Here is a 13,760-nt window from a genome sequence, read left to right on the forward strand (position 1 = left end):
CGAACAGACGCGACACGGGGGCGCAGCCCCTTTAGCTTGCTGGATGTTGAGGGGTATAAGCCCCTTATGATCCGTCGATTGACATATTCCCTACTGGCCTGCTGTGCCGCAGTTATGATTGCCTTGGCGGGCATCACTTCTGCGACAGTGATGGCACCGGAACGAGGGGAAGTGGACAAGCTGGAAACCGCTTTCGCCTTTGGCCTGACAGGTGCCGATTTTTGCGAAGGTGGCACTGCGGGCCACAAGCATGAATGCCCGTTTTGTCTGACCGTATCCAAAGCACCTACGATCCGTCCGGTTGAAACGCTTTCCATTCTGCTGCCCTTTGACGGATGGCGGGCGCTGGCGGGGCTGACCCGTCACACACAAGCCGAACAACCGCATTACGCTGTACGCGCGCCTCCGACGCTCAGCTAAAGCTGCCTGCTTTCAGGCAATCAAAACTGGTAGCGCGGACTGGAACAGGTCCGCATCAAGACAAGCGCGGGATGTGGTGTGTCCACCTGCGCGATCTTTCGGAGTATCTAATGTATAAATCAATTCTTTTGGCCGGTGTTCTGGCAGGGTTCGGCGGTCTCGCCATCGCAGAACAGGTGACAGTGGATCCAAGCAGCAAGCCTTCAGCCCATGCTGTGATCCTCGGGCAGCTTTCGATAACAGACGGCTTTGCCCGTGCGACCCTGCCAAACCAGCCGGTGGGCGGCGGGTTCTTTACGGTGACCAACAATGGCGACGCGGATGACCGTCTGGTGTCCGTATCTACCGCTGTTTCCTCCGGCGGTGAAATTCACGAGATGTCGATGACGGACTCGGTGATGAAAATGCGCAAACTAGAGGACGGTCTGGCGATCCCGGCGGGTGAAACCGTTGTACTGAAACCGGGCGGTTTCCATTTGATGTTCACGGGGCTGACACAGCCACTGGTCAAAGGTGAGGTACTGCCAGTGACCCTGACTTTTGAAGCCGCCGGAGAGGTCACCGTACCGCTTGCCATCAAGGCCCCGAACGCCCGTGGATCGGGCGGTCATTCAACCCACGATGGACACTAAAGCGGAGCAGATAAAATGACTTTTCAACGTAAACACTATGCCATTCTGGGCCTCTGGGTTGTCGCCCTGATTGCCCTTGGGCTTTTTGTCTGGGCCCGTTTTGCCCAGCCTGGCTATCAAAACGCGATGGCAGATGTGATCGGGCCGGGGGACTATGAACTTGTCACCACCAGCGGTGAGAGCTTTACACAGGACAGTCTAAAGGGCCGCCCCTCTGCGGTGTTCTTCGGCTTTACCCATTGCCCTGATGTTTGTCCGACCAGCCTGGGGGATATTGCGACATGGCAGGAAGAGCTTGGTGCAGACAACCAGATCCGCGTGTTCTTCATCACGGTTGATCCGGAACGGGACACGGTGGAGAACCTCAAGGACTATGTGGGTTGGGTGCCTGATGCTGTTGGCGTATCCGGTAGCCCTGAAGAGGTGGAGAAAGCCGTGAAGGCGTTCAAAATCTACGCTCGTAAAGTGCCACAGGATGACGGCTATACGATGGATCATTCCTCTAACGTGTTGCTGTTTGATGCCAATGGCCGCTTCTTTGAACCGGTGGGATATCAGGAATCCTTCGACCGCGCTGTTGCAAAAATCAGGCGGATGCAGCGGGGTTGACGATCGGCCCCGCAATTTTGTGAAATCTGATAGACCGGATGTAAGGCGCGACAGGAGGCAATCCCTGTCGCGCTTTTCTATTGGGCGCTTTTGCAGGGTTCACCCGCCACATAGGTCTTCACAATCGCGCGGTCGTCGCCAAGGGTTTGCAACAAAAACAACTCATCCGCGAGACTTTCGACCCGTTCCATTCGCAGCGCCATTGCAGGCGTGGCGCGCGCATCAAGGACCACAACATCCGCTTCACTGCCAGCGTCCAGCGTGCCGATTTTGTCAGCCAGACCCAGCACCTGCGCATTTCCTCGTGTGATCCAGTCAAACGCTTGCAGGGCGTGCAGGCTCTGGTTCTGAAGTTGCAGCACTTTGTAGCCTTCATTCAATGTTTGCAGCATGGAATAGCTGGTGCCCGCGCCGATATCGCTGGCAATTCCGTTCGTGGTCCCCGCCCCACGCAGGCGGGCGTCGTCAAACAGGCCGCTGCCCAGAAACAGGTTAGAGGTGGGACAAAACACCGGATGGGCGCCGGTCGCGGCGAGCGTATCTACCTCTCGGTTGCTCAGGTGGATGGCATGGCCAAGCAGCATCTTGTCATTCAGCAATCCGTAGTCTTCATAGATCCCGAGATAGTCATGTGCGTCGGGATAAAGAGAGGTCGCAAAGGCGATCTCGTCGCGGTTTTCGGAAAGATGCGTCTGGATATGGCAGTCGGAATGCTGCTGGACAAGAGCGGCTGTCATCTCCATCTGTTCGGGTGTAGAGGTAATCGCAAAGCGGGGCGAAATCGCATAGCCTGCACGGCCCTTCCCGTGCCATTTGCCGATCAGCGCGGCGCTGTCGTCAAAACCCGATTGCGGTGTATCGCGCAAATTCTCGGGCGCGTTCCGGTCCATCATCACCTTGCCCCCGATCATGCGCATATTCCGCGCGGCCGCCGCGCCGAAGTAGGCATCGACCGAGGCAGAATGAACCGAACAAAACGCAACCGCCGTGGTGGTTCCGTGATCTGTCAGCAAGTCGAGGAACCGTCCGGCCATTTCATCCCCGTGGACGGGGTCGATGAAACGGGCCTCTTCGGGGAACACATACCCGTTCAGCCAGTCGAGAAGCTGGCTGCCCCAAGATGCGATCACCTGCACCTGCGGGAAATGCACATGTGTGTCGATAAAACCGGCTGTGATCAGATGGGGGCGGTGGTCAACGACCTCGGCCCCTGGCGCCTGTGTGCGAACCTGATCGTAGTTGCCCGAAGCCACGATCATCCCGTTCCGCATCAGGACAGCACCGTCCTCGACATAGGTGTAGGCGGCGGAGTCCTCTACCCCTTCAGGTCGGTGGTGGAATGTCAGGGTGCGTCCGCGCAGTAGTGTCTCGGTCATGGGGCTCTCGGTTTTGTGTTGGTCCGGACAAGACAGGCTGCCCTGTCCGGATATTGGTTTATTGGGCAGGCATTGAAGTGTCTAAAAGATCAGGCTCGTCCGGTACAATCACGCGGGATTGCAGATCCTCTTTCGGGGCAAGCAGCGGATAGATCAAAAGGAACAGACCGGTGATCAGATAGCCAATGGTGATACTGTCCAGCTCTGGCCATTGCAGCGCGGGCGCGTGGATAATCCCGACAGAGGACATCACCGCCGCCGCCAGCGCAAAACAACCGGCATTGCGGAACTTCCCGTCGATAACGCCGGCAAAGACCGCGCCCCAGACAAGCCCTGTGATGATCGCCCCCTGCGCCAGTGCAAGGTGGCCGTCATAATGGGCGCCTTCTTGCAACAGCGCTGCTGTCAGCGCAGGATCACCCAGTTGGGGCAGCCCCTCCACGCCGGAATTACGCAGTGCATTCGACAGGGAGCCCCATTTTGTGACCAGAAAATTTGACACATGAGGCATGATCGCAATTGCGACAGCGCCCATGTGGGCCGGCTTCACAGAATAGGCCGTGTTGGTGATCAGGCTGACAGAAACAAACACCAGAACCGGCGCAGCAGCGGCAATCGGGATCACCCCGTTGATAAAGGCCAACAGACCGAAGAACGCAGCCGCCGCGATCACCACGCCAACACCAATGATATACCCTGCATGGGCATTCATCTGCTTGTAGGCCGGATGCCCGATGTAAACCGTTGTCGGGAAAGGGGAACCAAACACGGCGCCGATCATAGTGCCGACCCCGTCCGTAACCTGACAAAAACCGACCGGATAACTGTCACCGGCGGCCTCGGCGCTTTCGACGTTGTTCATGGTTTCGATGAAGTTGTAGATTTGCACTGGCACCAGTACAAGGAACAGTTCGGGATTGGCGAACAGGTACTGGATACCCGCAATCATATCGCCGATATAGGGCAGGGGTGGATAGAACCCGATCCCGTCCACCTGAAAGGACGACTGCCCCAAAATGATCGCCGCCACAGTGCCAAGCCCGATGGCGAGCAGGCCGGCGGGGATGTTGAACGGCAGGCGAAACCGCCCGATCAATCCCCACAGGATAATCGCGAGCGATGCAAAGCCGATCACCGGATTTTCGAAAATCTGCGCCAAGGGCACCGACCCGATAAACACCAGCGCAATACCACACAGCGTGCCCAGCATCCCTGCGCGCGGTGTGACCCGCTTTAGGAACGGCCCGATCACAGCCCCGAATGCGGCCACTATGCCGCCCATAAAGCCGGCACCAATACCAACCTGCCACGCCAGAACCGCGTCTTGCGTCATCCAGTAAATCGGACCGATCACACCGAACAGATAAACAAACATCACCGGCGTTGAAATGCCGTAAGGCAGGGCAGTAACGTGCTGTCCGGTCCGGTTGGCCGTCCATTTCGCCATCAAAGTGTAGACCGCCACACCGGCGAGGATCGCGATCGCGGCCCCCGGTACAATCCGGCCATAGACGATCTCGGCAGGCATCTGAAAGACAAATTGACAGACAGCTGACAACACCATCAAATTGACGAGGTTATCGGTGAAAAGCGCCCAGAAGGCGCTGTAATCGCTACGGGCGAATAACCTGTAGCTGTAGGATGGGTGTGACATTGTTGGGTTCCTCCCCGTTATAATCCGGTCCGTGCTGTGACGTTTCCTCCCTCCACAGCTTGGGCCGTATTGCTTAGTACTCTGCGATTAAAACTTTCTTCTCTACGCGAACCCCAGCAGGGCTGCCGGTCAATGCAGTGATCACTTCGGCCGCGACACAGGCGGCGATGACGGCAGGTCGTTTGTCGGCACTCCCCATTGCGCCGATAGGACAGGTCAAGCCGCCGGTCTGTAAGTCTTCATAGCTCTCCGCTGCAAACCGTTTGAATTTCGCCCGTTTGGTGGCAGAACCGATCATCCCGACATAGGCGGCATCGTCCCTTTGCAATGCCTGTGCGGTCAGCAGAAAATCCAGCGCGTGATCGTGCGTCAGCACAACGAACGCACTGCCAGCGGGGGCCGCATCAATCTCGGCCTCTGGCAGGGCGCTTTCGCGCAACTCCACAAGGGCGTTGCATTGCATGAGTTCGTCCTTGCGGCTGTCGATCAGAATGGTGCGCAGGGGCAGAGCTTCGGCGAATGCGGCCAGAGCGCGGCCAACATGACCCGCCCCAAAGATATAGAGATGCGGATAGGCAGACCGTTCGGCCTGCGCCTGTAACAGCGCCTGATCGCGGGCATAATTGCTCATTCTTTGCAAAGAAATTTCGACGCGCCCGCCACAGCACTGGCCGATCTCGGGGCCGAGGGGGATATCAAGTTGTCGGTGGTTTCCACCTTGTTTTAGAAGGGCGCGCGCCGCATCTATGGCCATATATTCCAGCTGCCCGCCGCCGATGGTGCCATACAGCCCCGCGCCTGTCACAAACATCTCCGTCCCTTCGCCACGGGGCGAAGAACCCCGCACACGGGTTAGGCAGATGCGGATCGTTTCAAAGGGATCAGACAGAAAAATAGCGAGGCTCATGATTTAGCCCCTGTCCTGCAAACGGTCCACTGCCATCAAAACACGCTCCGGTGTGGCAGGGGCGTCAAGGCGGGGACAGACGGTGTAATCCGCGACGCTCGCCACTGCCATGGAAAGCGCTTCAAACACTGAAATCCCGAGCATGAAGGGCGGCTCGCCCACGGCTTTGGACCGTTTGATCGTCTTTTCGCGGTTCACCGACCAATCGGCCAGCGCCACGTTAAATTCACGGGGACGGTCCGAGGCAAGCGGAATTTTATAGGTCGAGGGCGCATGGGTGCGCAACTGGCCTTGCTTGTCCCACCACAGCTCTTCCGTCGTTAGCCAGCCCATGCCCTGAATGAACGCGCCTTCCACCTGCCCGATATCAAGCTGTGCGTTGAGGGACTGTCCCACATCATGCAGAATATCGGTGCGATCCACGGAATATTCGCCGGTCAAAGTGTCAATCGTGACTTCTGAACAGGATGCGCCGTAAGCGAAGTAATAGAACGGGCGGCCCTTGCCCGTTTCACGGTCCCAATGGATTTTCGGAGTTTTGTAAAATCCCGCCGCCGAAAGTTGCACCCGCGCCATGTAGGCTTGTTTGATGAAATCGGGAAATGCCACCGTATCTGCCCCGATATAGACAAGGTTATTGGCGAAACGAATGTCTTCCGGTTTTGCCTGCCAATGCTGACAGGCAAATTCCACCAGCCGCGCCTTGATCTGCTCACACCCGTCAAGTGCTGCCATTCCGTTCAGATCAGACCCCGAGGAAGCCGCCGTAGCCGAGGTGTTGGGCACTTTTTCCGTGGTGGTCTTTGTGATCTTGATCCGCTCGAAATCCACGCCGAAAGCATCCGCTGCGATCTGGGCGACTTTGGTGTTCAAACCCTGACCCATCTCGGTCCCGCCGTGGTTCAGCGCGATAGAGCCATCGTTATAGATATGCACCAGCGAACCGGCTTGGTTGTACCATGTGGCTGTAAAGGAAATGCCGAATTTCACAGGCGTCAGCGCGATGCCCTTGCGGGTGATACCCCCTTTGGCGTTATGGGCCAGCACCGCGTTGCGCCGTGCTTGATAATCCGCGCTCGCCTCCAATTCGTCGATGATGCGGGGCATGATGTTGTCCTCCACCGTCTGATGGTAAGGCGTCACATTGCGATCCTCTGTGCCGTAAAAATTCGCGCGCCGGATTTCGAGCGTATCCTTGTTCAGCGCATAGGCGATCTCTTCCATGATCCGTTCTGCCGCGATAACACCTTGGGGGCCGCCAAAACCGCGAAAGGCGGTGTTGGACACGGTGTTGGTTTTCATCGGGTGCGAATGCAAAAGCACATTGGGGTAGTAATAAGCGTTGTCCGCATGGAACAGCGCCCGATCCGTCACAGGTCCGGACAGGTCCGAGGAAAAACCGCAGCGGGCGGCAAAATTGCCTTCCAACGCCTGTATCTTTCCCTCGCCATCAAAGGCCACGTCGTAATCAATCACAAAGTCGTGCCGCTTACCTGTAGCGGACATATCGTCATCGCGGTCGGGGCGGATTTTGACCGCGCGGTTCCACTTTTTCGCGGCCAGTGCAGCCACGGCGCAGAACAGGTTCATCTGGGTTTCTTTGCCACCAAACCCGCCCCCCATCCGGCGCACGTTGATCGTCACATCGCTGGAGTTCAGGCCCAACACGCGGGCCACCATATGTTGCGCTTCAGATGGATGCTGGGTTGAGGAATGGATTGACACGTCGTCATCCTCGCCCGGAATGGCAAAGGCGATATGGCCTTCGAGATACATATGATCCTGCCCGCCGACCCGCATCTGCCCTTTGATCCGGTGCTCTGCTGCGGCAAGGGCAGGGGCAACATCGCCCCGCTCCAGTTTGAGCGGCGGCGTCACATAGTCCCCGCCCTGCGCACGGGCCTCTGCCGCGTCGAGCGTATGGGGCAAGTCTTCGTAATCTACCTTTGCCAACAAAGCCGCGCGGCGGGCGGCATCGCGGGTTTCGGCCACCACTGCAAACATCGGCTGGCCCCAGAACTCTACCTTGTCTGTGGCAAAGATCGGTTCATCGTTGCGCCCTGTCGGGCTGACATCGTTTTCGCCCGGAATATCGCCAGCGGTCAAAACACCAACTACACCAGCCGCGCCGCGAACGGCGGACAGGTCAACCGAAAGCAGCTTGGCATGGGCGCGCGTCGACAGACCCAGATAGGCGTGCAGGGTGCCGGCGGGTTCGGGAATGTCGTCAGCGTATTCAGCGCGGCCCGTGACGTGTTTGACAGCAGAGTCGTGGCGCTGGTCCAGTTTGAAGCTTTCGTCTTTCATGGTCGTCTCCTTAAGCCTGCACCAACCGCGCATCTGCGCCGGTTTCGCTGTGTTCCAGATAAAAGCGGCGGAACAGGTTTTGCGCCACTTTCAGGCGGTATTCGGCGGACGCGCGCCAGTCGCTGAGCGGGGTGAAATCCTCGGCCAGTTTTGCAGCAGCTTTGATCAGAGTGGCTTCGCTGAAGGGGGCGCCGAGCAGCGCAGCTTCCGCTGCGGATGCCCGTTTCGGGGTCGCCGCCATGCCGCCAAACGCAATGCGGGCGGATGTGATGATGCCATCGTCCACGGATACGTTGAATGCGGCGCAGACAGAGGAAATATCTTCATCCCGCCGTTTGGAGATTTTATAGGCAGCGTGCAGATTGGCAGCTTGCGGTTTGGGAATTGTGATCTGTTCCAAAAACTCGCCCTCCGCCAGATCCTGTTTGCCGTAGTCGATGAAATACTCCTCAATCGGCAGGCTTCGCCGTTCAGTGCCACGCCGCAGAGTGATTTCGCCGCCCAATGCGATCAGGACTGGGGGCATATCCCCGATAGGAGAGCCGTTCGCCACATTGCCGCCGATGGTCCCCATATTGCGGATTTGCCATCCCGCGATCCGGTCCCAAAAAGCAGAAAGGTGGGGGTAGGTTTCACAGAGCACCTTCCCGCAATCCGAATAACTGACGCCGCTGCCAATGCTAATTCCAGATCCATCCGAGATGATCTGTTTCAACCCATCAAGATGGTTCAGGAAAATAACCGGAGAGATATCTCGCAGGAATTTTGTCACCCACAACCCGACATCTGTTGCACCGGCGACGAGGGTGGCCTGCGGGTATTCCAGCAATGCTTGTGCCAGATCGTCCACATCCGCGGGCAGAATGGCGCGGCTGTTATCTTTGACCAGCTCCACACGACGGTTGTCTTCAAGAGCGCTCAGGTTTCGGGTGATGCCCTCCCGTTCCGTGATCAACACGTCATGTGCAGCACTGCCATAGGACGTGATCGCTTTGGCTGCACGAATGATTGGTGCGTAACCGGTGCAGCGGCAGAGGTTGCCCTGCAATGCGGTTTCGATCTCGGTTTCGCTCGGGTCAGGGTTCTGCATCCAGAGGGCATAAAGCGACATGACAAAGCCGGGAGTGCAAAACCCGCACTGGCTGCCGTGATGCTCGACCATTGCCTGTTGCACAGGATGTAACCGGCCTTGCGGCCCGCTCAGGTATTCGATTGTCACCACATGGCATCGGTCGAGCGAGGCCATCAACCGGATGCAGGCGTTCACCGCTTCATACCGCAAGTTTCCCTGATGAAAGCGCCCCACAAGAATGGTGCAGGCCCCGCAGTCACCTTCAGCGCAGCCTTCTTTCGTGCCAGTCAGACGCTGGTTCAGCCGCAAATAATCCAGCAGCGTATCGCTGGCGGAAATATCGCTCAGGTAGACATTGCGGCCGTTGAGCATAAAGCGGATTTCGGTGCGTGGGGTCATCGTCGTATCCTCTCGACGTTGCTTTGAATGCCGTCTTGCCCCAGATTTCAGTTCATAAAAACACGCCAGAATGGTAAGCTTTTTCAACGTTTCGTTGATAATTGGCGATTCCACCCTGATATTGCAGGGGTTTACCTACAGAGAGAAAGGTTAACGCTATGCCCTATCTGGAGAGTCTTCGGGTCTTTGTACGTGTGGTCGAACTGGGCAGTATCACCGCTGGCGGGCGCGATTTGCGTCTGACGCCTGCTGTGGCAAGCAACCGGATAAAAGAGCTGGAAAGCCGCCTTGCGGTGCGCCTGTTCAATCGGACCACCCGTAAACTGTCCCCGACAGATGCAGGGGTCAGCTTTTACGACCACGCCCGACTGGTGATTGAAAACCTTGAAAATGCCGAAGCGGTGATTGCGGGGTTTGCAGGGAATCCACGCGGGACGATCCATGTCACAGCCCCCCTTGGCATGGGCAAACGTATCGTTGCGCCGCTGGTGCCGGAGTTCGTGGACCTTTATCCCGATATTTCAGTGCGCCTGCGTCTGTCGGACCGGAAGGTGGATATTCTGGAGGACGGGCTGGATGTGGCATTCTTCGTCGGCACGCCGCCGGATTCTACGTTGAAACTGCGAAAAATCGTCGACTGTCCGCGCGTGCTGTGTGCAGCGCCGTCTTATCTGAAAAAGCACGGCACGCCGAAATCACCGCAGGATTTGACGCAAGGCGATCACAACTGTTTGTTGCTGCGCTATCCCCGCTCTCCTGAATACTTCTGGACATTGGAGACACCGGACGGACCGCAAAAATGCGAAGTGGCGGGGAAATATGACAGCGACGACGGGGATGTGCTGACCCAGTGGGCACTGGACGGGCGGGGTATTGTGAACAAGCCCCGCTTTGATGTGGCGGCGGATTTGACAGCGGGGCGTCTGGTGGAAATCCTGCCGGACACGCCGCCGGTTGCCTCGGTCATGGGGTGCCTCTATCCCCATCGGCGCTTGCAGGACCCAAAGGTGCGCAGCTTCATTGATTTCATGATCGAAGCGGCGCGCCGCACGCTATAAAAGGCCGTCCTGTCAGGACCAAGAACGTGATCAGCCCTGATGTTCGGCAACGTTCTCGCGGATCAACTCTTTGTAAAGCTTCTGGATGCGGGCCATGACGGGGCGATTGCCTGAACCGATCTTTTTCCCGTCAATTTCTGCCACCGGTGTTTGTGCGCCGAATGTGCCGGTCAGGAAAGCTTCATCCGCGCTATAGGCCTCATAGAGCGAGTAGTTTTTCTCATACACGGGGATGTCGTTTGCGCGGCACAGATCAATCACCTTTTGACGGGTCACGCCGTTCATGCAGTAATCGCCGGTAGAGGTCCAAACCTCCCCCTTTCGCACAATGAAAAAGTTGCAGGCGTTGGTGGTATTCACAAAACCATGCGGGTCCAGCATCAGCCCCTCATCCGCGCCGGCCTGTTCTGCTTGCAAACAGGCGATGACGCAGTTCAGCTTGGAGTGGCTGTTGAACTTGGCGTCCTGACTGTTGGGCAGACCGCGCACCTGCGGAACAGAGGCAAGCCGGATTCCTGCGCTGTGCAGGCTGTCTACCGGTTTGGAATGCTCCATGATGATCACCAGTGTCGGCCCCGAACGGCTGAGCGAAGGGTGCTGGAAGGGTTTGACCTTGGTCCCCCGTGTCAGCATCAAACGACAGTGGACATCCCTTGTCATCCCATTGGCCGCAGCCGTTTTTGTAAGCGCCTCCATAATGCCCGCGCGATCCATGCCCACATCCAGAGAGACAGCTTTGCACGAACCGAAAAACCGGTCCATATGTTCGTCAAAGAAGGCCCAGACCCCGTCATAAAGGCGCATACCTTCCCACATTCCGTCGCCAAGCATAAAACCACTGTCGTAGACCGAAACCTTGGCTTCGTCCCGATGGAACAAGTCTCCATTGATGTAGATCTTAATGTCCTGATTGCGAATATCTTCATCGGCATCGTGTGTGGTATGCGTTGTATCAGTCATTCTAAAAGTCGCTATCTATTCGAAGGTTTTGGGGGAGGGCTTTCCACGCGACAGTGAGGTTGCAGTCTAGGATTGTCAACAATCCTAGAGAGTCGCATACGTTCTGGCGGGTAGTCTTATTCAGTAGCTCGGGGACAGCGCATCGCGGATCCGATCGGATGCAAGGAAGTAAATCGCGGATTGTCCTGCAGATGGGGATATATATACTCGGTCCGAATGTGCCGCGAAATATATCGATGCCATCTAGCAGGAGCCCTCACCCGTGTCCAAAACAGAAGATGCCTATCAGGCGTTAAAGCAGGATATTCTGTTTACGCGGCTGGCCCCTGATGCGCCTTTGAACCTTAAGAAACTATGCGCCCAATACGGGTTTGGCTGGACACCCATGCGGGAGGCTCTGGCGCGTCTGGAATCCGAACAGCTGGTGCATTCGCGGGAAAATCGCGGGTTTATCGTGGCGCCGGTGTCCGAAGCGGAGCTGCACGACCTGACCAATGCGCGGCAAACGGTTGAACTGGCGATGTTGCGGGATGCGATGGTTCAGGGCGACGAAGCCTGGGAAGAGGAAATCGTCACGGCCCATTTTAGACTTAGCCGGTTCACGGTGGATGCAGCCAAACTGACAGAAGCAGATTTTGATGCGTGGGAGGCATTGCACGACCGGTTCCACCGCGCCTTGCTTGCCGCTTGTACGTCAAAAACGCTGCATCACTTTTACGACCATGTGAACGCGCAATTGTTGCGGCATCGCAAGCACCTTGCGATCAGTCCGGCCATTCGCGCCGCCCAAGCAGCGGGTGCAGATCACGATGCGGTTGTGGCCCGCCTTGCAGAAGCGCTGTCGCTGGAAGGTCATACGGAGATTATGGAAGCGGTGATTGATCGGGACAAAAAACGCGCCGAACGTCTGCTCGGCGCGCATATCCAACTGACACGTCAGGTGTTTAACGCTGCTAGCGGCGAACAGGTCAGGTGACGGCCTGACGGGTTTTGAACTTGGCCTGATCCCATTCCCCGGTTTTCATAATTTCGCGCAGGTGGCTGACCGAGTCCCAGATGTCCTGATAGCTCACATAGGGCGCTGCAAAACCAAAGCGCAGGATGTCGGGCGCGCGGAAGTCGCCGATCACGCCCCGCGCAATCAACGCCTGCACAATCGGATAGCCTTCGGCATGTGTCAGGGAGACCTGACTGCCCCGCGCCGCGCCATCACGCGGGCTGGCAAGTTCAAAGCCCATGCCGTCCAGTTCCTGTTCGACCAAAGCGATGAACAGATCGCCAAGCTGCTGGTTCTTCTTGCGAAGCGCGCTCATATCCACATCAGCAAACACTTTTAGCGCGGATTCCAGCGCGATCAGACCCAGTTGTGACGCGGTGCCGGTCAGCATCTGGTCGATCTTGGCATGAGGTTCATACCCTTGGGTGAACGCGAACGGTTTGGCGTGACCATGCCAGCCCGCCAGCGGCTGGTGCATCTCCGCCAGATGGCGGGACGCCACAAACAGGAAGGCTGGCGCGCCCGGACCGCCGTTAAGGTATTTATACCCGCACCCGACTGCAAAGTCGGCGTTGCAGCCGTTCAGATCGACCGGCAGCGCTCCTGCGGAATGGGCGAGATCCCAGATCACCAGCCCCCCCAAAGTCTGCGCCTGTTCGGTGATACCCTTCATGTCGTAAATTCGGCCGGATTTGTAATGCACATGGGTCAGTTGCACAGCGGCGAGGGTTTCACCCGCCTCTGCAATGGCTTGCTCTACGTCTTCGGGCGCGACACAGCGCAGTTCGTAGCCCATCATATCGGCCACTTCCGCGTTGATATAAACGTCAGTCGGGAAGTTGCCCTGTTCGGAAATGATCACCTTCCGGTCCTTGCGCATCCGCAGCGCACCAACAAGAACCTTGTAAAGGTTCACAGAGGTGGAGTCGCAGACAACCACTTCGTCTTCTCCCGCTCCGATCAGACGGGCAATTGCCGCGCCGGTGCGTTGGGGTGCCGGATACCAGTCCGCGTCATTCCAGCTGCGGATCAGGCCCTTGCCCCATTCCTCTGTGACAGCTTTTTGCAGGCGTTCGTTAACCCCTTTAGGCAGCGCACCAAGGGAATTGCCATCGAGGTAGATCACGCCTTCTGGCAGTTCAAAGCGGTCGCGCAGATGGGCCATCGGGTCATTGGCATCCATTTGTGCGATCGCGTTACGGGTATAGGTGTGCTGGGTCATGTCAGGCTCCACTAAGGTTATGGCTTGGTGTGTATATATCTTCGGAGCCATTTTCAATGATTATATATAATTTTGCTTGAGGATAAAAATTGCTTGCGAACGACCGTAAAACGAAAAAAGACCGCACATTGGCGGTCTTTTATATCC

At 57.2% G+C, this 13,760-nt stretch carries 12 protein-coding genes; 5 read left to right on the forward strand and 7 right to left on the reverse strand.

The features are described from left to right. The first annotated feature begins 66 nt into the window (after positions 1-66). From IEX10_RS15230 to IEX10_RS15240, 3 genes are all read left to right on the forward strand, one after another. Positions 67-420 (forward strand): hypothetical protein, encoded by a 354-nt coding sequence (locus IEX10_RS15230; RefSeq protein WP_188677158.1) that lies wholly within the window; start codon positions 67-69, stop codon positions 418-420. A gap of 110 nt (positions 421-530) precedes the next feature. After that, positions 531-1,052 (forward strand): copper chaperone PCu(A)C, encoded by a 522-nt coding sequence (locus IEX10_RS15235; protein ID WP_229678577.1) that lies wholly within the window; start codon positions 531-533, stop codon positions 1,050-1,052. Positions 1,053-1,067: 15 nt separating this feature from the next. Next, on the forward strand, positions 1,068-1,661 hold the full coding sequence (locus IEX10_RS15240) for an SCO family protein (protein ID WP_188677163.1): 594 nt from the start codon (positions 1,068-1,070) through the stop codon (positions 1,659-1,661). A gap of 77 nt (positions 1,662-1,738) precedes the next feature. On the opposite strand, the gene guaD is transcribed toward IEX10_RS15240, so the two are convergent. From guaD to xdhA, 5 genes are all read right to left on the reverse strand, one after another. After that, positions 1,739-3,037, reverse strand: coding sequence for a guanine deaminase (guaD, locus tag IEX10_RS15245; protein ID WP_188677167.1), 1,299 nt, complete (start codon positions 3,035-3,037; stop codon positions 1,739-1,741). A gap of 58 nt (positions 3,038-3,095) precedes the next feature. Next, the gene (locus tag IEX10_RS15250; RefSeq protein WP_188677172.1) at positions 3,096-4,691 is read right to left on the reverse strand and encodes a xanthine/uracil/vitamin C permease; all 1,596 of its coding nucleotides are present in this window, start codon (positions 4,689-4,691) and stop codon (positions 3,096-3,098) included. 73 nt (positions 4,692-4,764) lie between these two features. Continuing rightward, positions 4,765-5,598 carry a xanthine dehydrogenase accessory protein XdhC gene (gene xdhC, locus IEX10_RS15255; RefSeq protein ID WP_188677174.1) on the reverse strand — a complete coding sequence of 278 codons (834 nt, stop codon included), beginning with the start codon at positions 5,596-5,598 and terminating at the stop codon, positions 4,765-4,767. Between the two features lie 3 nt (positions 5,599-5,601). Further along, a complete protein-coding gene (gene xdhB / locus IEX10_RS15260; protein ID WP_188677177.1) occupies positions 5,602-7,905 on the reverse strand; it encodes a xanthine dehydrogenase molybdopterin binding subunit in 2,304 nt (767 codons plus the stop codon). Positions 7,906-7,915: 10 nt separating this feature from the next. Beyond that, positions 7,916-9,376: a xanthine dehydrogenase small subunit gene (xdhA, locus tag IEX10_RS15265; protein WP_188677180.1), complete on the reverse strand. Its 1,461-nt coding sequence runs from the start codon at positions 9,374-9,376 to the stop codon at positions 7,916-7,918. 158 nt (positions 9,377-9,534) lie between these two features. Between xdhA and IEX10_RS15270 the strand changes: the two genes are divergently transcribed. Next, positions 9,535-10,434: a LysR family transcriptional regulator gene (locus IEX10_RS15270; protein WP_188677182.1), complete on the forward strand. Its 900-nt coding sequence runs from the start codon at positions 9,535-9,537 to the stop codon at positions 10,432-10,434. 30 nt (positions 10,435-10,464) lie between these two features. Here IEX10_RS15270 and IEX10_RS15275 read toward each other — a convergent pair whose 3' ends face one another. Beyond that, positions 10,465-11,394 (reverse strand): aminotransferase class IV, encoded by a 930-nt coding sequence (locus IEX10_RS15275; protein ID WP_188677184.1) that lies wholly within the window; start codon positions 11,392-11,394, stop codon positions 10,465-10,467. A gap of 262 nt (positions 11,395-11,656) precedes the next feature. Between IEX10_RS15275 and IEX10_RS15280 the strand changes: the two genes are divergently transcribed. Continuing rightward, positions 11,657-12,370, forward strand: a complete 714-nt coding sequence (locus IEX10_RS15280) for a GntR family transcriptional regulator (RefSeq protein WP_188677185.1) — start codon at positions 11,657-11,659, stop codon at positions 12,368-12,370. On the opposite strand, the gene kynU is transcribed toward IEX10_RS15280, so the two are convergent. Then, positions 12,363-13,613: a kynureninase gene (gene kynU, locus IEX10_RS15285; RefSeq protein ID WP_188677187.1), complete on the reverse strand. Its 1,251-nt coding sequence runs from the start codon at positions 13,611-13,613 to the stop codon at positions 12,363-12,365. The two genes, IEX10_RS15280 and kynU, sit on opposite strands and share 8 nt — an antisense overlap. Positions 13,614-13,760 lie beyond the last annotated feature (147 nt).

It is taken from the genome of Neptunicoccus cionae (assembly GCF_014643735.1).
GTDB classification, from domain to species: Bacteria; Pseudomonadota; Alphaproteobacteria; order Rhodobacterales; family Rhodobacteraceae; genus Amylibacter; species Amylibacter cionae.

Bases quoted from the DNA above. Each gene is read 5' to 3' on its own strand.
- IEX10_RS15230 (WP_188677158.1), top strand. From the start codon at position 67: ATGATCCGTCGATTGACATATTCCCTACTGGCCTGCTGTGCCGCAGTT.
- IEX10_RS15235 (WP_229678577.1), top strand. From the start codon at position 531: ATGTATAAATCAATTCTTTTGGCCGGTGTTCTGGCAGGGTTCGGCGGT.
- IEX10_RS15240 (WP_188677163.1), top strand. From the start codon at position 1,068: ATGACTTTTCAACGTAAACACTATGCCATTCTGGGCCTCTGGGTTGTC.
- guaD (WP_188677167.1), bottom strand. From the start codon at position 3,037: ATGACCGAGACACTACTGCGCGGACGCACCCTGACATTCCACCACCGA.
- IEX10_RS15250 (WP_188677172.1), bottom strand. From the start codon at position 4,691: ATGTCACACCCATCCTACAGCTACAGGTTATTCGCCCGTAGCGATTAC.
- xdhC (WP_188677174.1), bottom strand. From the start codon at position 5,598: ATGAGCCTCGCTATTTTTCTGTCTGATCCCTTTGAAACGATCCGCATC.
- xdhB (WP_188677177.1), bottom strand. From the start codon at position 7,905: ATGAAAGACGAAAGCTTCAAACTGGACCAGCGCCACGACTCTGCTGTC.
- xdhA (WP_188677180.1), bottom strand. From the start codon at position 9,376: ATGACCCCACGCACCGAAATCCGCTTTATGCTCAACGGCCGCAATGTC.
- IEX10_RS15270 (WP_188677182.1), top strand. From the start codon at position 9,535: ATGCCCTATCTGGAGAGTCTTCGGGTCTTTGTACGTGTGGTCGAACTG.
- IEX10_RS15275 (WP_188677184.1), bottom strand. From the start codon at position 11,394: ATGACTGATACAACGCATACCACACACGATGCCGATGAAGATATTCGC.
- kynU (WP_188677187.1), bottom strand. From the start codon at position 13,613: ATGACCCAGCACACCTATACCCGTAACGCGATCGCACAAATGGATGCC.